The organism is Pseudomonas sp. 8Z (assembly GCF_902506535.1).
Lineage (GTDB): Bacteria > Pseudomonadota > Gammaproteobacteria > Pseudomonadales > Pseudomonadaceae > Aquipseudomonas.
Genome location: NZ_LR733825.1, coordinates 579,543 through 598,717, shown reverse-complemented (window position 1 = coordinate 598,717; position 19,175 = coordinate 579,543). Strand labels below are relative to the sequence as shown.

Sequence of the window (19,175 nt, the reverse complement as noted above, 5' to 3'; positions counted from 1 at the left end):
CATGAGCATGATGGAACACCAGGAAGTCGACTTCAGCAGCCCCCAGAACCAGGATCTGGTCTGGGATCTCGACAATATGGCGCGCCGTGAACTGGCGGAACGCTTCATCAAATTGTTCGAGAACCGTCTGTGCGTTTACTCCGAATCGGTGGGCCAGCTCTACACCAACTACAGCCTGCACTTTCCCAGCGACCTGGGCCGTAAGATGGTCGTCCTGCCCAACCCGTACGCCTTCCATGACACCTTGCATGGCATCGACGCCCAGGCCATTCGTAAAACCGGCCTGTGCGTGCTGCCAGGTAAGGTGCAGGGTAAGCCGGGCCTTTTGCTGAGCACACAGATCAGGGGCGAAGGCCCGGCGCCCAAGAGCATGCCATTCAAACCTGCACTGGCGCAGATCATCAGCAACCAGAAGAAGGTGGGCGATCTGTTTCTGCCATTGCTGGTGAAGGGCGACTTGCGCGAATTCAACCAACAAATGCCCTATCTGCACCTGCATAGGCTACAAGTGGCACGCCTGACACGGCTGTCCAGCTTCGAGCGCGACGATATCCAGCACACCATCACACGCAAATTGCTGCTTCTTTACCGCCTCGCCGATGGATTGGTGTGTTGAGCTGGGCATCCCGTTACAATCGCGCCCCGCCTTTGTCATGAGGATGCCGGATGTCCTGGCTCGAACTCGTTGCTGCCGGTCTCGGCATCATCTCGGTATGGTTGACCGTGCGCCAAAATCCCTGGTGCTGGCCCATCGGCCTGATCATGGTCTTGCTCTATACCTGGCTGTTCTACGACTGGCGCCTGTACTCCAATCTCCTGTTGCAGGTGTTGTTCGCTGCCCTACAAATTTATGGGTGGTGGCAGTGGACACGCGGCGGTGAGCGCCACGATGGCCGCCAGGTCAGCCTGCTACCTGCTGCGGGTATTACGCGGGATCTTGCCGCAGGCACCCTCGGTGCGCTTGTACTCGGTTATCTGATGGCCAGCTTCACCGATGCCAGCTCGCCCTGGCTGGATGCAGCGCTGACCGCCTTCAGCCTGGTGGCGCAGTGGTGGATGGCACAGAAACGTCTGCAGTGCTGGGCATTGTGGACGCTGGTAGACCTCTGTTACGTGGCTTTCTTCATCGCTACTGAGCTGTATCTAACTGCCGGGCTCTACGCGGCCTTTACCCTGCTGGCCATCAGCGGCTGGATCGGCTGGCGCAAAGATCCAGCACTGCGTGACGCGGCATGAAGGTCGTCGTTCTGACCGGGCCGGAGTCCGCCGGGAAAAGCTGGCTATCCGGCCTAATAGCCGAGCGTTTTGACGGCAGGGTGGTCGGCGAGTACGTCCGCTACTTCATCGAACAGGAACAACGTGATACCTGCTATGCCGACATACCCGTCATCGCCCGAGGGCAGTTGGCCTGGGAAGATCAGGCTCGCGCGCAAAAGCCTGCCCTGCTGATTCTGGATACGCATTTGCTCAGCAATATTATCTGGAGCCGCAGCCTGTTCGGTGCCACGCCGGATTGGCTGGAGCACGAACTGCTCTCACGCCATTACGACCTGCACCTGCTCCTTGACCCACGCGGCGTGCCCTGGGTGCAGGACGGGCAACGCTGCCAACCTGTGCTCGCTGACCGGCAGCTATTTCACGATGCCTGTCAGCAATGGTTGCAGCGCACTGGACAGCGCTTCAGCGCCATCGACGGCAACTGGCAACAGCGTCGACAGCAGGCTCTGCAGCAAGTCGAAACCCTGCTGTCCTCGTAACTTACCAAGCGCCCTACCCCTGCTGCGCAGCAAGAGCTTTGCGGCGACTCAGCGATTTGCATGATGGCACCTTGCCAAGCGGTCATGAGATTGGCATAACGATGTCACTTATCAGACGCCACAGGAAGTCCTCGATGCGAACGCTCCGCCGTATCCTCAAGCTTATCCTGATGGTGGCGCTGATCCTCCTGGGCGTAGTGCTCTACTACATCGCCTACCCCAACCTACCGCTCTATAAAAAGCCCGAGCAACTGCATTACCTCGACCAGTGGAGCGACTCCCAGCGTCAGACCTACTACTACACACCGCAAGGCACTCAGGTTAAAGGCCTGCGCTACGAGTGGTTCACCGCGCTGGAGATGCCCTTCGGCTCGGACAAGTTCGCCCGCCCCGAATACCTGGCGCGTTTCGGCTTTCTGATCGACCCGCAGCAACAGCCCACAGCGCTGAACCCCGGTAATCTGCCAGTCGGTTTCACCGGTCACCAGGATGCTGAAAGCGGCGTGCGCTTTCTCGACATCAGTTGCGCCGCCTGCCATACCGGCGAACTGCACTATCGCGGTCAAGCCATACGCATCGACGGCGGTGCCGCCCTGCACTCGCTGGCCTCGACTGTACCGACCCTGCGCGGTGGCGGTTTCGGCCAAGCGCTGGGCATGAGCATGGCATTCACCTATTACAACCCGCTGAAATTCCGCCGCTTCGCCCGTGAGGTGCTGGGCGAGCAGTATCCGCAAGGTCGCGAGCAGTTGCGCGAAGACTTCAAGCAAGTGCTCGACACCTTGCTGGCAACCGCCGCCAACGACTGGCATCGCGGGCTTTACCCCACCGAAGAAGGCTTTGGCCGCACCGATGCCTTCGGCCGCATCGCCAACACCGTGTTCGGTGACGCCATCGATGAAGCCAACTACCGCGTTGCCGACGGCCCGGTCAGCTACCCGCAGCTCTGGGATATCTGGAAATTCGACTGGGTGCAGTGGAACGGTTCCGCCATGCAACCGATGGCCCGTAACGTGGGCGAGTCCCTCGGCGTCGGCGCCACCTTGCAGTTGCTCGACAACCACGGCCAGCCCATTGCCGAGGCCGATCGTTATGCCTCCAGCGTGCGCCTGCGCGATCTCTACACCCTCGAAGAAACCCTCAAACAGCTCAAACCACCGCACTGGCCGGAGGCGGTACTGGGCAAGATAGACCTGGCCCAGGCCAGCCGTGGTAAAGCCCTGTTCAAGGAAAACTGCGCCCACTGCCACGCGCCAGACCCGAAGCCAAGAGATCAGCGCCTGGCCCCCTCGCGCGATCCAGAATGGCGCATGCATATAGTGCCCACCAGCGTCATCGGCACCGATCCGACCACCGCCGACAACATCGCCGATCACCGCTTCGACATCAGCCGCCTGGGCTGGAGCAAGGTCGAGCTGAGCCGACTCGACGTCAAGCTGTTCGGTGCCAACCTCGATAATGTCGACTTCAAGAGCATCTCCAGCGCCAAGGGGCTGGCTTACATCACCGCCTATGTCGAGAACCGCGCCTATCAGGACGCAGGTATTAAGCCGCCGCAGCGCAGTGAAATGGACGGCTACGGTCTGCCTATTGGCGTGCAAGAGCTACGTGGCTACAAGGCACGCCCGCTGGATGGCATCTGGGCGACGCCACCCTTCCTGCATAACGGCTCGGTACCGACGCTGTTCCAGTTGCTCTCACCAATCTACGAGCGGCAGAGCAGCTTTTGGGTCGGCAACTTCGAGTTCGACCCCAAGTTCGTTGGCTTCCAGACGGAGAAATTCCCTGGCGGTTTCTTCTTCGATACCCGCGTGACCGGCAACGGCAACGGTGGTCATGAGTTCCGCGATGGCTGCCGCCAGCAAGGCGTGATTGGCCGCGCGCTGTCGCCGGACGAACGCCTGGCGCTGATCGAATACCTCAAGGTGCTGGGCAACGAACGCCTGGAAACGCAATTGAGCGAGGTGCCCGCTCGCCCTTGGACACCCGGCCCGAGCTGTGAAGGCTGACACTCGCGACAACCGACAAGAAGGAATGCCCGCATGTTGAAACGTCTCTGGCTGTGGCTCGGTCGCCTGCTCGGCAAGCTTGTGCTCGTTCTCGCAGTCGTCGGCCTGGTCGGCTGGGGGGCTGGTGAGGCCTATTACGCCTGGAAATTCTCCGGCCCAGTATCAAGCGAGGAGCAGATTCCAAGCGCCGAGGCGGCGCTAACCCGCGCGATCATTGAAGACGCCGTGCGCGTGGTCGAACAACACCGCGACAACACCCGCGTGCTGCGCGACGCCCATGCCAAAGCCCACGGCTGCGTAAAAGGTGATGTGCAAGTGCTCGATGGCTTGGACAGCGATCTGCGCCAGGGCGTACTCGCCGAACCGGGGAAAACCTGGCAAGCCTGGATACGCTTTTCCAACGGCAATGCCTATCCGCAGTTCGACAGTGCGCGCGACGCACGCGGCATGGCCGTCAAATTGCTCGACGTGCCGGGCGAAAAACTAATGCCAGGCGCAGCTCATGCAGGGGAACAGGACTTCGTGATGTTCAATCACCCGACCTTCTTCGTCAGCGACGTAGCCGAGTACCGCAATAATTTTGCGGCTCAGGCCGATGGCAAGAAGGTGCTGGCGTTCTTCCCGAGCTGGGATCCACGCACCTGGGAAATCCGCCATTTGATCATCGCCCTGAAGACCCTGGCTCCCGCGCCAGAAAGCCCAGTCTCGACCACCTACAATTCCATCGCGCCTTATAAGCTCGGCCCGCTCAACATCAAGTATCGAGTCGTACCGGCGCCGCAAAACTGCCCGACCTACGCATTACCGCAAGCCAATACCGACCTGCCGAATTTCCTGCGTAGCGCTCTTTACCAGCAACTGTCGCTCGACCGGATCCCAGCCTGCTTTGAACTGCAAGTGCAAAAGCAAAATGCACAGCACTACATGCCCATCGAAGACACCAGCGTGCAATGGAGCGAGACGATTTCTCCATTTCAAAGCGTGGCGCGCATCACAATTGCGGCGCAGGACTTCGATAGTCGCGAACAGAACCAGTTCTGCGACAACTTGTCCTTCAACCCCTGGCATGCACTGGAAGCACACCGCCCCATTGGTGGCATAAATCGTTTACGCAAAGCGGTATATGAAGCCGTGAGCGCTTATCGCCACGAGCGCAACGCTTCAGCTCAGGCGCAAGCCCCCGAAGGTTCTGGCCTGTAGCCGACGGTGCGAGTGCCGCCCAGGGAACTTTTGATAGGAAAAGTTGCCATTCACGGCGCCTCTAAGTTGCTCGGTGCGGCACTTTTACGCAGTGTTAAAACTTTTTCCGAAAGCATGTGACTTAATGCTTGAGTCAGCTCATCAACAGAACTGACAGGTCAGCTAATTAATGCTCGACCACCCCTCAAGTTATTGAGAATGAATCGGAGAAACTGCCCCCATGAATACACCGCTGCGATTTAATGATGCCTTGCTGATTGCTGATCGCGCCTTTCAACCGTTCCAATGCGTAGCCTGGTCCCCCCAAGACGGCACTGGCGTGGTCAGCATCAGCGTCATCGACCGCACCAACACTCGCCTGCTCGGCCGCACCCAGCTTTCCAGCGCGACCTATAGTGATCCGCAGCAGTTGGCCAATGCCCTGACCCGTTCCCGTGAAGAACTGCGCAGCCAAGGCTTCGAACTGGCGCCTTGGAGCATGCCCGAGTAATCGCAGACGGGGCGCCTTCTGGCGCCCCCAAAGAGACTGGCAATATCTGTGGGCTTAATGTCCTTGTTGCCACCCCCCGCCCAGCGCACACTGCCTCCAACCACCCCGGAGGTCGCTCATGGAAGCGCTCAAAACTATCGCCTGCCTGATCTACCCCGACGTCATGAGCCTGGACGTTACGGGGCCGCTGCAGGTCTTCGCCTCTGCCAACGTAGAACGCCAACGTCAGGGACTGCCACCCTACTACCGCCTACAACTGCTCGCCGAAGAAGTGGGTCCTATCGCCACGTCCGCTGGCTTCCAGCTCGTCGCCGATAACAGTTGGCGCACTGTTGATAGCGCCTCGCTAGATACCCTGCTGATCCCAGGAGGGCCGGGCGAAGCGCAGCAATGCCGCAACGCCGAACTCCTGCGCTGGTTACACGCGAGTGAGCCACACGTACGTCGGCTCGGTTCGGTCTGCTCGGGCGCCCTGGTTATGGCATCCGCCGGTCTGCTCGATGGCCACCGTGCCACCACTCACTGGGCAGATGCCGAACAACTGGCGCAGAAAAACCCGAAAGTCATCGTGCAGGCCGACTGTCTGCACACCTTCGATGCTAACGATGAGCTGCATTCGCATATTTTCACTTCAGCAGGCGTAACGGCAGGTATCGACCTGGCCCTCGCACTTTTGGAAGCGGATTTAGGTCGTCCGATGGCGCTGACAGTCGCTCGCCGCCTGGTACTGTTCCTGCGCAGGCCTGGGGATCAAGCTCAATTCAGTCAACTGCTGAGCCCAGAGCCCAGCCGCACCCCCAAATTGGCTGCCCTGCTGGACTGGATTCCCGCCAATCTGGCAGCGGACCTATCACTGCCACGCCTGGCCGAACAAGCCTGTATGGCACCGCGCAGCCTGTCACGCGCCTTCGTCAACGAACTGGGCATGGGCCCAGGACGTTACGTCGAGCGCGTAAGACTGGAAGCCGCGCGCCAGCTCCTGCATGACGCCCAGGCTTCGATCAGCACGGTGGCACGCCTGACAGGCTTCGGCCACGCCGAGAATCTACGCCGCTGCTTCCACAAACACCTGGCCATCAGCCCTCAGGAATACCTGCAACGCTTCGGTCAACGCCACTAGGAAACCACTCATGCTCGAACTGCGCCCCAACTGCGAATGCTGTGATCGCGACCTGCCCCCCGAAAGCCTGGACGCGCGCATCTGCTCGTTCGAGTGCACCTATTGCAGCGACTGCGCCGAACAGCGGCTTGACCAGCACTGCCCCAACTGTGGCGGAGAGCTGGTGCGTCGCCCGATCCGCCCGCCGAACAAACTGGCTAACAACCCCGCCTCGACCACGCGCGTCAGGAGTGCCACGCCATGCTGAAGTTCCTCGGCAAACTGAAAGGTGACGGCGCTGCGCTGCCGCCCCTGGCATCGGCCCGCCAGATCGCCCTGGCCTGGCTCGGTGGCTTTCTCGCAATCAGCAGCATCGCCCTCAGCGCCGATCTGCTGTCGGCCAGCTTGCTGCTGGGTTCCTTCGGTGCCTCGTGCGTGTTGGTGTTCGGTTTCCCTGACCTGCCCTTCTCACAGCCACGCAACGTACTGTTGGGGCACCTGCTGAGCAGTTTGGTCGGTCTGCTCTGCCTGCATCTGCTGGGACCAGGGGTGTGGTCGCTGGCCATCGCAGTGGGCAGCGCCATCGCCCTGATGATGCTGACCCGCAGCGTGCACCCGCCAGCAGGCTCGAACCCGGTGATCATCTTCCTGACGCAACCCGGCTGGAGCTTCCTGCTGTTTCCTACCTTGAGTGGTGCGCTGATCCTGGTGCTGGTAGCACTGCTCTACAACAACGCCACGCGCGCAGGGCGCTATCCCAAGTACTGGTGAGCGTAGGTACAACGAAAAAGGCGACCCGCAGGTCGCCTTTTTTGTACACGCAAGACATCAGTAGTAGGCGTTCTCGCGATTGCTGTGGTCGGTCACGTCACGCACACCCTTGAGTTCCGGGATGCGCTCAAGGAGGGTCTTTTCGATGCCTTCCTTGAGGGTGAAATCAGCCTGACCGCAGCCCTGGCAGCCGCCGCCGAAGCGCAGAACGGCGATGCCCTCTTCCACCACGTCGACCAGCGACACCTGGCCGCCATGGCTGGCCAGGCCCGGATTGATCTCGGTCTGCAGGTAGTAGTTGATGCGCTCGTTGAGCGGGCTGTCTTCGTTGACCATCGGCACCTTGGCGTTCGGCGCCTTGATGGTCAGTTGGCCGCCCATGCGGTCGGTGGCGTAGTCGACCACGGCATCTTCGAGGAAGGGCTCGCTCAGGGCGTCGATCCAGGCCGTGAAGCTGGCCAGACTGTGCGGGGTATCCTCCGGCTTCTGCTCGCCCGGCTTGCAGTAGGCGATGCAGGTTTCCGCGTAAGGCGTACCCGGCTGGGTGATGAAGATACGAATGCCGATACCCGGAGTGTCCTGCTTGCTCAGCAGGTCAGCCAGGTAGTCATGGGCGGCATCGGTAATGGTAATAGTGCTCATGGCAGCTCCTCACGGTCATGCCGCGCAGTGTACGCCAAGTGAGGCGTTGAACATAGTCCTACTAATTTACTCAGGATAAAGGCCGCAGCCTTTGCTCAGCGCTTCGCTCATCGATCCAGGCTTTGGCGCGGACGAAGAAACGCCGCTCGATCAGCTCGTAACTGCCCCAGGCTGCTACAGCAATCAGCGGTATGCAGGCGGCGATGACCAGCGCAGGTGAGAGATTCAAACTGGCCTGCAAATACCAGCCCAGCGACAGGATGATCACGTGCAGCAAGTAAACCGAGTACGAGCAGTCGCCCATTCGGCTCAACAGTCGATTGTCCTTGAGCCATGGCTCCAGAGCGATGCAGGCGGCAACGATCAAGGCGCTCGGCACGCCCCAATGCAGCAGGCGCAGGGAATTGTCGAAGTGGTAGATAGTCAGCAGCGAGCCTGCAATGACCAACAGTGGCCAGCCTAATCCCTGACGAATCCAGCCACGCGTGTAGGCAACGCCCAGAAGCATGCCGAAAACGAACTCATAGACGATGCTGTTGCGGTAGAAATCGCTCATCCATGGCTGAGTCGTCGCCAGTAAGCCGAAGACCATCAAGGCGACGATCACGAACACCAAACGCAGACGCTCGCTGAGCATGAACGTCAAGGCGAACAACAGGTAGAAGAACATCTCGTAGTTCAGCGTCCAGCCAACATTGAGCGTGGGATAGAGGCCGAAGCCGCCTGGGTTCTCGGCAGGAATAAACAATAGAGAAAGTAGCAGATGGTGCAGGTCGAACTCCTGCACCGGCATCACCGGATTGGCGAAGGCGATGATCGAGGCCGCGATCAGTGAGTACAGCCAGTAGGCCGGGACGATGCGTAACACCCGATTGAGCATGAAACGCCAGGGGGTGATGTCCTTACCTTGAGTGGAGAGATAGATCACCAGCCCGCTGATGACGAAGAAGATGTCGACGCCAACCGCGCCTCTTTCAGCAAACAGCCGCCCGATAAAACTGTCGGCCTGAAAATTGAAGAACACCTGCATGACATGATGAAAAACCACGACCCAGGCCGCCAACGCCCGTAAAGCTTGTACAGAAACCAGCATGGAAACGCCTTTCCCCTCTCTTCGCGATCGATACGGGCCGCCTGGCTTGGCAGCCACTGCGTCCGACCGCAGTAGCGGGAGAAAGGTCGCTATAAAGGTTCCGCGCCCTGACAGGCGGACAATCTCCGCCTGCCAGGGTACGGTTCAAAGGTTCTCGTAGCGGTTCATGTCCAGCACGCCGGCTTCGATGGGCTGGGTTTCACGAATGCGCGCGTCCAGGTCATGGAAGTAGAACCAGAACTGCGGATGACTACGGCGAATGCCCCAGTGCTGCGTGATGGCTTCGAAGCCCTTGGCGTCGCTCACCTGCTGCATCTGGCCAACGAAATCCTCGACCTCGCTCGCCTTGAGGTTGAAGAGGAAGTTGGGGTAGCTGCTCAGCACCTCCGGGTAGAGCGTCAGGGTGTCCAGGCCCGGCTGATAACGCAGTTCCTCACCCAGCATGAAGGCCACGTTGCTGTGCGCGCGGTTGCGCAGCAGGCTGTAGACCTCGCGCGAGCCATCGGCGAACTCGACCCGCACCATCGTCGCCTCGGGCATCTGTTCGATCACCTTGAGCCCCGCTGCCGGGCGACTGGCCAGGCGGCTGAGGCGCTGCTCGACATCGCGCTGCTCAGCCTTGAGCCCTTCACGGTAGCAGCGACCATTGCTGCAGCGGTTGATCGGATCAGGCCGCGCATCGAGGCTGGCATAGCGGCTGAGCAATTGCCCGGCGAAGCTGCGTTTGGCATCAGGGCCGGGCAGATACAGAGCGCTCGGGGTGCGGTGGTCGACGTGAGTGTAGTCCAGCCACATCTTCAGCTTGCCGCTGTCCTGGTACCAATCGTCCAGGTAGGCCTGGCGCGATTCGGCGGGCAGCAGGCGGAGGAAGTTGACCTCGGCGCCATTACGGATCAGGTCGAAGTACAAGCGTGTCTGCGCCTGATGGGAGACGTTGCCGAACACGTCGAAGTTGACCACCAGTTGATAATAGGTGCGCTCCAGCAAGGGGTAATCCAGTAACCAGATGGTCTGCGGAATCTCGCCCAGCAGGCCTTTGCGCACCGAGGCGCTGTCGTGCTGGCGGAAGATCGACAACAGCGCATTGTCGTTGCCCGTCCAGATCGTCGACCAGCCCGGCAGCGGTGCAGCGGCATAGGTGTCGCGGCGCAGGTCTTCGTATTCGTTGCGCTTGTCGCGGTAGTTGCGCCACAGCCCCAGCAGATCGCCGATGTCGTCGAACTGCCCAGGCATGGCCAACAGCGGCGTAGCCTGCTCGCGATACTCGGCATTGGTGATGTAGAGGTCGTGGGCCGGATCCTGGAACAGTGCCCAGAAGTTGTCGCGAATCACGTCAGTGGCGATCTGACCACGGCACACGGGGCCACGGATGAAGGTACGCACGAAGTACTCGGCGTTATCCAGCATGAACTGGTAACGCGCCTGCGCCGGGATGGCCGCGAAGGTCTCGAACGGATTGGCGCGGCGCTGGGCGCCGTAACCCGGCACGGCATCGACCGTCCAGTCGCTGGCGAAGAACAGCTGGCGTACGCGTTCGAGCTGCTTGCTGCCAATCGGATAGGTGATGTGGGTCTTGTGCACGATCACGCCCTGGATCGGCCACAGGCGGTAATAGAAGGTCGTGCCTGGATCGTCATTGGGGCGGCGCGTGGCGATGGGGTCGATGGGCTGACCACTGGGCGTGCGCGAACGCACCATCTGGAAGAAATGACGCTGATCCCCGCCCTCGATATACAGATGCGCGAGGAACAGGTGCTCGTAGATCCAGCGCGACACCAGGTTCTCGCGCGCACCCGGTGCATTGAGGAAACGCTCCCACGCCTCCACCTGGCTGAGTTCGGCAGCCGTTGGCGTAAGGGCCTGCTCTTGTACAGGAGCGCCCTGCTGCAGCCATTGGGTCAGGGTGGCGTATTCGCCATCGGTGAGCCCGGTCACGGCGAACGGCATGCCGCCGTGCGGGTTCTTGCTGGCGTACTCGGCGAACTCCCCCGGCAGCGGGCAGGTGTTGCTGCGGGTGATGGCAATATCCAGATCCTCCGGCAGCTTGGCGTTGGCCGGTAACGGATTGCTCCGCCCCAACTCCAACATGCGCGCGATCAGCGCGGCCTGGCCGCCCTGCGCATCGAGTACGGAATGGAAATCCCGCCGGCGCCAGGCTGCCTCGCCGTGCGCGTCATAGTAAAGGCGAGTGGTCGCCTGCGCCTCGGTACGCGTGCCGTCATACACCAGTTGCTTGCTGGCGCCACGCAGTGCGCCTTCACCACTGCCCAGGTTGAGCTGGCAGGGTGCGTCGTAGCAGGTATGGCAGGCCACGCACTTCTGCGTGAGGATCGGCTGCACCTCATCGACATAGGAAATGGCAGCGGCGCGCACGCCCAGAGAAGCCAACAGCAACGCGAAGGCGAGCAACAAGCGGGTGGGCATGGAATGGCATCCGGAATCGATGAGAGCGCAGATTCTACCGGTAACGACGTTCATTGATAGCGCGATACGCGCCACCCAGCCCTGAAAGACATTCACGCATCAGCCGGATTCAGCGACTACCCAGACTGCACACCGCCTGCCACAGCCCTGCAATCCAGCACCCTGGCGGCCTGCCCTGCGCGCAACATGAATGAAATTCATGGAAAACCGGTATGCGTCCGAAAGCCCTGCATCCTTGCTATGATTTGCGCCCTTTTTATCCGGCCAGACAGGTTGCCCATGTCCACGCTCATCGATCGCAGCGCCCGGCTGCAAGCCCTCCAGCAAGCCCTCAAGGAACGCATCCTGATCCTCGACGGCGGCATGGGCACCATGATCCAGAGCTACAAGCTGGACGAAGCCGATTACCGTGGCGCGCGCTTCGCCGACTGGCCGAGCGACGTCAAGGGCAACAACGACCTGCTGCTGCTGACCCAACCGACGATCATCGCCGAGATCGAGAAGGCCTACCTGGATGCCGGCGCCGACATTCTGGAAACCAACACCTTCAACGCCACCCGCGTGTCGCAGGCCGACTACGACATGGAGGAACTGGTCTACGAGCTGAATGTCGCTGGTGCTCGCGTAGCCCGTGAAGTGGCGGATGCCAAGACCCTGGAAACCCCGGATCGCCCGCGTTTCGTCGCAGGCGTTCTCGGCCCAACCAGCCGCACCTGCTCGATCTCACCGGACGTCAACGACCCCGGCTACCGCAACGTCACCTTCGACGAGCTGGTGGAGAACTACACCGAAGCCACCCGCGGCCTGATCGAGGGCGGCGCCGACCTGATCCTGATTGAAACCATCTTCGACACCCTCAACGCCAAGGCGGCGATCTTCGCTGTGCAGCAGGTGTTCGAGGAAGATGGTGTCACGCTTCCGATCATGATTTCCGGCACCATCACCGACGCCTCTGGCCGCACCCTGTCCGGGCAGACCACCGAAGCCTTCTGGAACTCAGTGCGCCACGCCAAGCCCATCTCGGTCGGCCTGAACTGCGCCCTCGGCGCCAAGGATCTGCGCCCGTATCTGGAAGAGCTGTCGAACAAGGCTGACACCCACGTCTCCGCCCACCCTAACGCGGGCCTGCCCAACGCCTTCGGTGAGTACGACGAGTCGCCCGCCGAGATGGCTGCCGTAGTGGAAGAGTTCGCCGCCAGCGGATTCCTCAACATCATCGGCGGCTGCTGCGGCACCACCCCGGCGCATATCCAGGCCATCGCCGAGGCCGTCAGCAAGTACAAGCCGCGCGTGATTCCAGATATCCCCAAGGCTTGCCGCCTGTCGGGTCTGGAGCCGTTCACCATCGACCGCAGCTCGCTGTTCGTCAACGTCGGTGAGCGCACCAATATCACCGGTAGCGCCAAGTTCGCCCGCCTGATCCGCGAGGAAAACTACACCGAAGCCCTGGAAGTCGCCCTGCAGCAGGTGGAAGCCGGCGCGCAGGTCATCGACATCAACATGGACGAAGGGATGCTCGACTCCAAGGCGGCCATGGTCAGGTTCCTCAACCTGATCGCCGGTGAGCCGGACATCTCCCGCGTGCCCATCATGATCGACTCCTCCAAGTGGGACGTGATCGAAGCCGGCCTCAAATGCATCCAGGGCAAGGGCATCGTCAACTCGATCTCGATGAAGGAAGGCGTCGAGCAGTTCAAGCACCACGCCCGTCTGTGCAAACGCTACGGCGCCGCCGTGGTGGTGATGGCCTTCGACGAAGTGGGCCAGGCCGACACCGCCGCGCGCAAGAAGGAAATCTGCCAGCGCAGCTACGACATTCTGGTGAACGAAGTGGGCTTCCCGCCGGAAGACATCATCTTCGACCCGAACATCTTCGCCGTGGCCACCGGCATCGAGGAACACAACAACTACGCGGTGGACTTCATCGAAGCCTGCGCCTATATCCGCGACAACCTGCCGTTCGCCCTGTCCAGCGGCGGCGTGTCCAACGTGTCGTTCTCCTTCCGTGGCAACAACCCGGTGCGCGAAGCGATCCACTCGGTGTTCCTCTACTACGCGATCAAGAACGGCCTGACCATGGGCATCGTCAACGCCGGCCAGTTGGAAATCTACGACGAGATTCCCAAGGAGCTGCGCGACGCGGTCGAGGACGTGGTGCTCAACCGTAACGACAGCGCCACCGAAGCGCTGCTGACCATCGCCGACAAGTACAAGGGCGACGGCGCCGCCAAGGAAGTCGAGAACGAAGAGTGGCGTTCGCTGCCGGTCGACAAGCGCCTGGAACACGCGCTGGTCAAGGGCATCACCGCCTTTATCGTCGAGGATACCGAAGAGTGCCGCCAGCAATGCGCGCGCCCCATCGAGGTCATCGAAGGCCCGCTGATGAGCGGCATGAACGTGGTCGGCGACCTGTTCGGCTCGGGCAAGATGTTCCTGCCCCAGGTGGTCAAGTCCGCTCGCGTGATGAAACAGGCCGTGGCGCACCTGATCCCCTTCATCGAAGCCGAGAAAGGCGACAAGCCGGAAGCCAAGGGCAAGATCCTCATGGCCACTGTGAAAGGCGACGTGCACGACATCGGCAAGAACATCGTCGGCGTGGTGCTGGGCTGTAACGGCTACGACATCGTCGACCTGGGCGTGATGGTGCCGGCGGAGAAGATTCTGCAGACCGCCATCGCCGAGAAGTGCGACATCATCGGCCTGTCCGGGCTGATCACCCCGTCGCTGGACGAGATGGTCCACGTCGCCAAGGAAATGCAGCGCCAGGGCTTCCACCTGCCGCTGATGATCGGCGGCGCCACCACCTCCAAGGCGCACACGGCGGTGAAGATCGAACCGCAGTACCAGAACGATGCCGTGGTTTACGTCACCGACGCCTCGCGCGCCGTGGGCGTGGCCACCCAGTTGCTATCGAAAGAGCTGAAAGCCGACTTCGTGCAGAAGACCCGCGACGACTACGTGGTGGTACGCGAGCGCACCGCCGCCCGCGCGACCCGCACCGAGCGCCTGAGCTACGAAAGCGCCATCGCCAACAAACCGGCCTTCGACTGGAACGGCTACGTTGCGCCCAAGCCGAGCTTCATCGGCGCCAAGGTGCTGGACGATATCGACCTCAACGTGCTGGCCGAGTACATCGACTGGACGCCGTTCTTCATTTCCTGGGATCTGGCCGGCAAATACCCACGCATCCTCACCGATGAAATCGTCGGCGAGGCGGCCACCAGCCTGTTCAACGACGCCCAGGCGATGCTGCGCAAGCTGATCGACGAGAAACTGATCAAGGCCCGCGCCGTATTCGGCTTCTGGCCGGCCAATCAGGTGCGTGACGACGATATCGAAGTCTACGGTAACAACGGCGAACAGCTCGCCACCCTGCACCACCTGCGCCAGCAGACCATCAAGCCGGACGGCAAGCCGAACCTGTCGCTAGCCGACTTCGTTGCGCCGAAGGCCAGCGGCGTGACCGACTACGTCGGCGGCTTCATCACCACCGCCGGCATCGGCGCAGAGGAAGTGGCCAAGGCCTACGAGGCCAAGGGCGACGACTACAACTCGATCATGGTCAAGGCCCTGGCCGACCGCCTGGCCGAAGCCTGCGCCGAGTGGCTGCACGAGCGCGTGCGCAAGGAATACTGGGGTTACGCGGCGGACGAGCAACTGGACAACGAGGCGCTGATCCGCGAGCAGTACAAGGGCATCCGCCCTGCCCCAGGCTACCCGGCCTGCCCGGATCACACCGAGAAAGGCACGCTGTTCAAACTGCTCGACCCGGAAGCGGACTACAACAAGGCGGGCTGCAGCGGCGTGTTCCTCACCGAGCACTACGCCATGTTCCCGGCGGCAGCGGTATCCGGCTGGTACTTCGCCCACCCCGAGGCGCAATATTTCGCCGTGGGCAAGGTCGACAAGGATCAGATCGAAAGCTACACCGCGCGCAAGGGCCAGGACATCGCCGTCAGCGAGCGCTGGCTGGCGCCGAACCTCGGCTACGACGATTGATACCCGTGCGGGCGCACACCCGCACCACCTTCCTGCCGATATCGCAGCGCCCCCAGGCGCTGCCAGGCTCGACCAAGCACTGCGGTCGCGTGTCGAACTCGCCGGAGATTAATGGCGACGCGCTACGCCGACTGCTCTATAGGTATACCTGCCACCACAAAAAATCAGATAACGATTGACTTGGGCAGGCCCTCTGCCTCTATCCTGCACCGCCCACGCCACTTGCGAACACCGCTAAAAACTACCTGCGTGCCATCACTGCGTTAAAACAGGCTCAAAATGCTCATTTACAGCTCGTAAACTTCGCTTTTTCGCCTATTTTCACCTTGTGCTGGCTGCCTCGCCTACGTTTTTAGAAGTGTCCTTGCGGGCACCGCCCCCATTGCGAGCCGAAAGGCTAATCGTATCTGTCCGCACAACACGGATGCCGCTTGGAAGCACGCTGTAGAGCCGCATAACTCACAATAACTAAAAGTTAGCGCCATACCATAACGCTCTATCTGCCCCTATATCTAAGGAAAGAACATGCTACGAAAACTTAGCCTTGCTTCAAGATCCGCCCTGTGTTTTGGCAGCCTTCTTTTAATCATAATAATTGTTAGCCTTATTGCCTTGCGCCAATCTCGCGCCCTGAGCGAGGCCGAGAAATTCGTAGAAGAAAACGTCCTGCCCTCAGTCCGACTGCTAGGCAATATAAAATACGAGCTAAGTACCATCAAAGCGAACAATGTTCGCCTGCGCAACCCACTGGACACCGCCGAACGAAAAGCCAAAGCCATTTCCGATATTGCCAACTCAAAAAACAGCATCAATACGCAGCTTCAAGCATTCAAGAAGCTCGTCGTCACTGATCACGGCAGCGAGCAACTCAATACACTGATAGAGAGCATCACCCACTACAACGCAGTGCACGATAAATATGTCGGATACACGCAAAGTGGCGACATAGAATCCGCAAGCCAACTCTCTAAAACTGACATGACGGTCGCAGCCGAAAAGGTCGACAGTACCCTGGAAGCGTTCATCTCTTTCAATGAAGAGAAAGCGATCAAATCGGGAGATGTCGCCGACAAGGTCTATGCAGATACGAAAATAATCGTCGCACTGAGCTCGGCCATCGCTATTTTTGCGACCGTACTGATCGCGTTCTTTTTCACGCGCAGCCTTAGTCTTCCAATTGCACAATCGTTAAGCATTGCCGAGCGAATCGCGGCAAAAAATCTGAGTACAAACATCGATCACAATGGCACGGACGAAGTGGGGCGACTCATCAAAGCACTCGCCGTCATGCAAACCAACTTGCGCAGCGCCATGGTTATGATAGGTGATTCATCCAACCAGCTAGCCTCGACCGCTGAAGAGATGCATACGGTTACCGAAGGGGCTGCGCGCATCGTCCAGCAGCAGGGTCACGAAATTGAAATGGCCGCAACAGCCGTCAATGAGATGACGGCCGCAGTTGAAGAGGTTGCAAGCAACGCGGTTTCGACATCCCAACTGACATCGCAGTCAAGTTCATCGGCTATCGCAGGGCGCGCTCAAGTAGATGAAACAGTCACCGCGATAGTTCAACTGGCCTCGAATGTTCAGTCCACTTCGAACGAAGTTCAAGAACTCGCGCTCATGTCAGCCGATATCAGCAAAGTTCTTGATGTGATCCGGGGCATTGCAGAACAAACCAACCTTCTGGCGTTGAATGCAGCAATCGAAGCCGCCAGAGCGGGCGAGGCAGGTCGCGGATTTGCTGTCGTAGCGGATGAAGTCAGAGCGCTGGCACATCGTACGCAACAGTCGACCCAGGAAATTGAGGGCATGATTACATCCATAGAGTCGGGCACGTCCAACGCGGTTTCTTCCATGAAGAAAAGCAGCCTGCAAGCTGAAAAAACACTGGAAATGGCACAAGGCTCTGGAAAAGTACTGGCCACGATAACGGATGCACTGAACCAAATTAATGACAGGAACATCATGGTCGCCACGGCCTCCGAGGAACAAGCTCAGGTTGCACGTGAAGTTGATCGAAACCTTGTCCGCATTCGCGATCTGTCTAGTGAAACATCCGAAGGATCGAGCCAGACCAGCACAGCCACTCAAGAACTAACCAAGTTGGCCCACGATTTGAACCGCCTGACCAAGCAGTTTCAAATTTAAAACCAACCGTTACGACAGAGCCCGCAATAGCGGGCTCTGTTCATTTTGCGGCGATGAAAAGGACTAAGGCTTCAAACACCCTCACGGCGCTGGCGCTTGATGGTGATGCTGTAGTCGAGCTGCGGCTTGCGCGTCATGCTCACGGCCTTACGGCTCACCGTGTCGATGGTGATATTCCAGAAGCCGCTGGAAGGCACGCTGATCTTCGCCGGGAACTTGATGAAGGCGCCGCCGTGGTAGCTGTGGCGGCCACGGTTTTTGAAGGCGCGGAAGTTGGCGTCGTTCATCAGGCGGATATTGCAGGGCTGCGAGCACTGGATGACCACCAGATCGCCCTCTTCCAGTTGCTCGCGTTGATGGATGAATTTCATCGATTCGGACTCGGTGGTGAAACGGGGGCGCAATAGTGCCGTAAGCAGCGCGGCATCGCCAGCCCAGTCGACGAGCCGCTTGCACGACGCGCCCAGCCTGCCTAGCATGCGCGCCCTACTCACCTTCGCCTGATTGTCCATGAAAGCCCTGCTCGCCAAGATCCCTACCCTACTCGCCTGGATTCGTCGCTACCCCGGCCTGATCGCCGCATTTGGTTTCTGCTCTGGGCTCGCCAGCTTCCTGCTGGTGGATCGCCAGGCACACCTGGCCAAAGTGCTGGGGCTGGTACTGCTGTTGAGCTGGATCTGGTTGATTCTGGAAAACCTGCTGCGCGAACGCATCGCCCGACGCTTTGGCTTCGAGCTGCCATTGCCGCTGCTGCGCTACGCTACTCAGGTGATTCATCAGGAAAGCCTGTTCTTCGTCCTGCCGTTCTTCTTCATCACCACAACCTGGAACAGCGGACAATTGCTGTTCAGCGGCCTGCTAGGCGGTGCAGCATTGGTGTCGATCACCGACCCGCTGTATTACCGCTGGCTGGCACCGCGCCGCTGGCTGCTACTGATCTTCCATAGCCTGACGCTGTTTGCGGTGATGCTCACCGCGCTGCCAATCATCTTCCATCTGAGCACCCCCCAGAGTTATGGCATCTCACTGGCCTTGGCCACTCTGCTGTCGCTGCCCAGCCTAGCGGGCGTAATAGGTTTCAGCGGTTGGCGCCGCGTGCTTACCTTCACCCTGCTGCCACTGTTATTGGCAGGCGGTGGCTGGATGGCGCGCGTTTGGGTGCCGCCGGCCACCCTATGGCTGACCGATGTGGCGATTAGTGATCGCTTCGACGGCCAATTACGCACACCGGGCGAACAACTGGAGAGCGTGACCCTGGCACAACTGCAGGATGACGGGTTGTATGCCTACACAGCGATCAACGCGCCGCGCGGCCTAAACGAGCGCATTTACCACGTTTGGCGGCACAATGGCCGCGAAGTCGACCGTATCGCCCTGGATATCCACGGCGGGCGCAAGCAAGGCTACCGCGCCTGGACACACAAACTGCGCTTCCCCGGCGATGCCGCTGGCAAATGGCAGGTACAGGTTGTGACCGAAGCCGGGCAGATGATCGGCGTGCTGCGCTTCGACGTACTCGACGCACCGGCCAAGTGATAGC

Annotated in this window: 16 protein-coding genes and 1 pseudogene; 13 read left to right on the top strand and 4 right to left on the bottom strand. The window is 60.2% G+C overall.

Annotated features, from left to right (window positions below; genetic code table 11):
• Position 1: 1 nt before the first annotated feature.
• The 9 genes from AERO9A_RS06970 (at position 2) to AERO9A_RS06930 (ending at position 7,326) form a co-directional block, all read left to right on the top strand.
• Positions 2 to 616, top strand: a complete 615-nt coding sequence (locus tag AERO9A_RS06970; RefSeq protein WP_159971185.1) for a hypothetical protein — start codon at positions 2 to 4, stop codon at positions 614 to 616.
• 50 nt (positions 617 to 666) lie between these two features.
• Positions 667 to 1,236, top strand: a complete 570-nt coding sequence (pnuC, locus tag AERO9A_RS06965; protein ID WP_159971184.1) for a nicotinamide riboside transporter PnuC — start codon at positions 667 to 669, stop codon at positions 1,234 to 1,236.
• Positions 1,233 to 1,757 (top strand): AAA family ATPase, encoded by a 525-nt coding sequence (locus AERO9A_RS06960; protein ID WP_159971183.1) that lies wholly within the window; start codon positions 1,233 to 1,235, stop codon positions 1,755 to 1,757. The genes pnuC and AERO9A_RS06960 overlap by 4 nt, the downstream gene beginning before the upstream one ends.
• Before the next feature lie 134 nt (positions 1,758 to 1,891).
• Positions 1,892 to 3,766 carry a di-heme-cytochrome C peroxidase gene (locus AERO9A_RS06955; RefSeq protein WP_159971182.1) on the top strand — a complete coding sequence of 625 codons (1,875 nt, stop codon included), beginning with the start codon at positions 1,892 to 1,894 and terminating at the stop codon, positions 3,764 to 3,766.
• 33 nt (positions 3,767 to 3,799) lie between these two features.
• Positions 3,800 to 4,966 carry a catalase family protein gene (locus AERO9A_RS06950; RefSeq protein ID WP_159971181.1) on the top strand — a complete coding sequence of 389 codons (1,167 nt, stop codon included), beginning with the start codon at positions 3,800 to 3,802 and terminating at the stop codon, positions 4,964 to 4,966.
• 220 nt (positions 4,967 to 5,186) lie between these two features.
• Positions 5,187 to 5,456: a hypothetical protein gene (locus tag AERO9A_RS06945; RefSeq protein WP_159971180.1), complete on the top strand. Its 270-nt coding sequence runs from the start codon at positions 5,187 to 5,189 to the stop codon at positions 5,454 to 5,456.
• Between the two features lie 118 nt (positions 5,457 to 5,574).
• The gene (locus AERO9A_RS06940) at positions 5,575 to 6,576 is read left to right on the top strand and encodes a GlxA family transcriptional regulator (RefSeq protein WP_159971179.1); all 1,002 of its coding nucleotides are present in this window, start codon (positions 5,575 to 5,577) and stop codon (positions 6,574 to 6,576) included.
• Positions 6,577 to 6,586: 10 nt separating this feature from the next.
• On the top strand, positions 6,587 to 6,823 hold the full coding sequence (locus AERO9A_RS06935) for a DUF1272 domain-containing protein (protein ID WP_159971178.1): 237 nt from the start codon (positions 6,587 to 6,589) through the stop codon (positions 6,821 to 6,823).
• The gene (locus tag AERO9A_RS06930; RefSeq protein WP_159971177.1) at positions 6,817 to 7,326 is read left to right on the top strand and encodes an HPP family protein; all 510 of its coding nucleotides are present in this window, start codon (positions 6,817 to 6,819) and stop codon (positions 7,324 to 7,326) included. The genes AERO9A_RS06935 and AERO9A_RS06930 overlap by 7 nt, the downstream gene beginning before the upstream one ends.
• A 57-nt stretch (positions 7,327 to 7,383) precedes the next feature.
• Here the strand turns inward: AERO9A_RS06930 and nfuA are convergent, their stop codons facing one another.
• The 3 genes from nfuA to AERO9A_RS06915 all read right to left on the bottom strand — a co-directional run bounded on the left by nfuA (position 7,384) and on the right by AERO9A_RS06915 (position 11,485).
• Positions 7,384 to 7,968: a Fe-S biogenesis protein NfuA gene (gene nfuA / locus AERO9A_RS06925; RefSeq protein ID WP_159971176.1), complete on the bottom strand. Its 585-nt coding sequence runs from the start codon at positions 7,966 to 7,968 to the stop codon at positions 7,384 to 7,386.
• Between the two features lie 70 nt (positions 7,969 to 8,038).
• On the bottom strand, positions 8,039 to 9,061 hold the full coding sequence (locus tag AERO9A_RS06920; RefSeq protein ID WP_159971175.1) for an acyltransferase: 1,023 nt from the start codon (positions 9,059 to 9,061) through the stop codon (positions 8,039 to 8,041).
• A 144-nt stretch (positions 9,062 to 9,205) separates the two neighbouring features.
• The gene (locus tag AERO9A_RS06915; protein WP_159971174.1) at positions 9,206 to 11,485 is read right to left on the bottom strand and encodes a fatty acid cis/trans isomerase; all 2,280 of its coding nucleotides are present in this window, start codon (positions 11,483 to 11,485) and stop codon (positions 9,206 to 9,208) included.
• A gap of 279 nt (positions 11,486 to 11,764) precedes the next feature.
• On the opposite strand from AERO9A_RS06915, the gene metH reads away from it, so the two are divergent.
• The 3 genes and pseudogenes from metH to AERO9A_RS22745 all read left to right on the top strand — a co-directional run bounded on the left by metH (position 11,765) and on the right by AERO9A_RS22745 (position 17,635).
• Entirely contained in the window at positions 11,765 to 15,484 is a 3,720-nt protein-coding gene (gene metH, locus AERO9A_RS06910) for a methionine synthase (RefSeq protein WP_159971173.1), read from the top strand.
• Between the two features lie 525 nt (positions 15,485 to 16,009).
• Positions 16,010 to 16,777 (top strand): annotated as a pseudogene (locus tag AERO9A_RS22750) (MCP four helix bundle domain-containing protein); the annotation flags it as partial.
• Positions 16,772 to 17,635 carry a methyl-accepting chemotaxis protein gene (locus tag AERO9A_RS22745; RefSeq protein ID WP_372239654.1) on the top strand — a complete coding sequence of 288 codons (864 nt, stop codon included), beginning with the start codon at positions 16,772 to 16,774 and terminating at the stop codon, positions 17,633 to 17,635. The pseudogene AERO9A_RS22750 and the gene AERO9A_RS22745, both read left to right, overlap by 6 nt.
• Positions 17,636 to 17,706: 71 nt before the next feature.
• On the opposite strand, the gene AERO9A_RS06900 is transcribed toward AERO9A_RS22745, so the two are convergent.
• Positions 17,707 to 18,006, bottom strand: a complete 300-nt coding sequence (locus AERO9A_RS06900) for a DUF1883 domain-containing protein (RefSeq protein WP_159971171.1) — start codon at positions 18,004 to 18,006, stop codon at positions 17,707 to 17,709.
• Between the two features lie 139 nt (positions 18,007 to 18,145).
• Here AERO9A_RS06900 and AERO9A_RS06895 point away from each other — a divergent pair, with 139 nt between their 5' ends.
• A complete protein-coding gene (locus AERO9A_RS06895) occupies positions 18,146 to 19,171 on the top strand; it encodes a DUF5924 family protein (RefSeq protein ID WP_159971170.1) in 1,026 nt (341 codons plus the stop codon).
• Positions 19,172 to 19,175: the final 4 nt, after the last annotated feature.

Coding starts and splice junctions, on each gene's coding strand:
- AERO9A_RS06970 (WP_159971185.1), top strand. CDS start 2: ATGAGCATGATGGAACACCAGGAAGTCGACTTCAGCAGCCCCCAGAAC.
- pnuC (WP_159971184.1), top strand. CDS start 667: ATGTCCTGGCTCGAACTCGTTGCTGCCGGTCTCGGCATCATCTCGGTA.
- AERO9A_RS06960 (WP_159971183.1), top strand. CDS start 1,233: ATGAAGGTCGTCGTTCTGACCGGGCCGGAGTCCGCCGGGAAAAGCTGG.
- AERO9A_RS06955 (WP_159971182.1), top strand. CDS start 1,892: ATGCGAACGCTCCGCCGTATCCTCAAGCTTATCCTGATGGTGGCGCTG.
- AERO9A_RS06950 (WP_159971181.1), top strand. CDS start 3,800: ATGTTGAAACGTCTCTGGCTGTGGCTCGGTCGCCTGCTCGGCAAGCTT.
- AERO9A_RS06945 (WP_159971180.1), top strand. CDS start 5,187: ATGAATACACCGCTGCGATTTAATGATGCCTTGCTGATTGCTGATCGC.
- AERO9A_RS06940 (WP_159971179.1), top strand. CDS start 5,575: ATGGAAGCGCTCAAAACTATCGCCTGCCTGATCTACCCCGACGTCATG.
- AERO9A_RS06935 (WP_159971178.1), top strand. CDS start 6,587: ATGCTCGAACTGCGCCCCAACTGCGAATGCTGTGATCGCGACCTGCCC.
- AERO9A_RS06930 (WP_159971177.1), top strand. CDS start 6,817: ATGCTGAAGTTCCTCGGCAAACTGAAAGGTGACGGCGCTGCGCTGCCG.
- nfuA (WP_159971176.1), bottom strand. CDS start 7,968: ATGAGCACTATTACCATTACCGATGCCGCCCATGACTACCTGGCTGAC.
- AERO9A_RS06920 (WP_159971175.1), bottom strand. CDS start 9,061: ATGCTGGTTTCTGTACAAGCTTTACGGGCGTTGGCGGCCTGGGTCGTG.
- AERO9A_RS06915 (WP_159971174.1), bottom strand. CDS start 11,485: ATGCCCACCCGCTTGTTGCTCGCCTTCGCGTTGCTGTTGGCTTCTCTG.
- metH (WP_159971173.1), top strand. CDS start 11,765: ATGTCCACGCTCATCGATCGCAGCGCCCGGCTGCAAGCCCTCCAGCAA.
- AERO9A_RS22745 (WP_372239654.1), top strand. CDS start 16,772: ATGCAAACCAACTTGCGCAGCGCCATGGTTATGATAGGTGATTCATCC.
- AERO9A_RS06900 (WP_159971171.1), bottom strand. CDS start 18,006: ATGAAATTCATCCATCAACGCGAGCAACTGGAAGAGGGCGATCTGGTG.
- AERO9A_RS06895 (WP_159971170.1), top strand. CDS start 18,146: ATGAAAGCCCTGCTCGCCAAGATCCCTACCCTACTCGCCTGGATTCGT.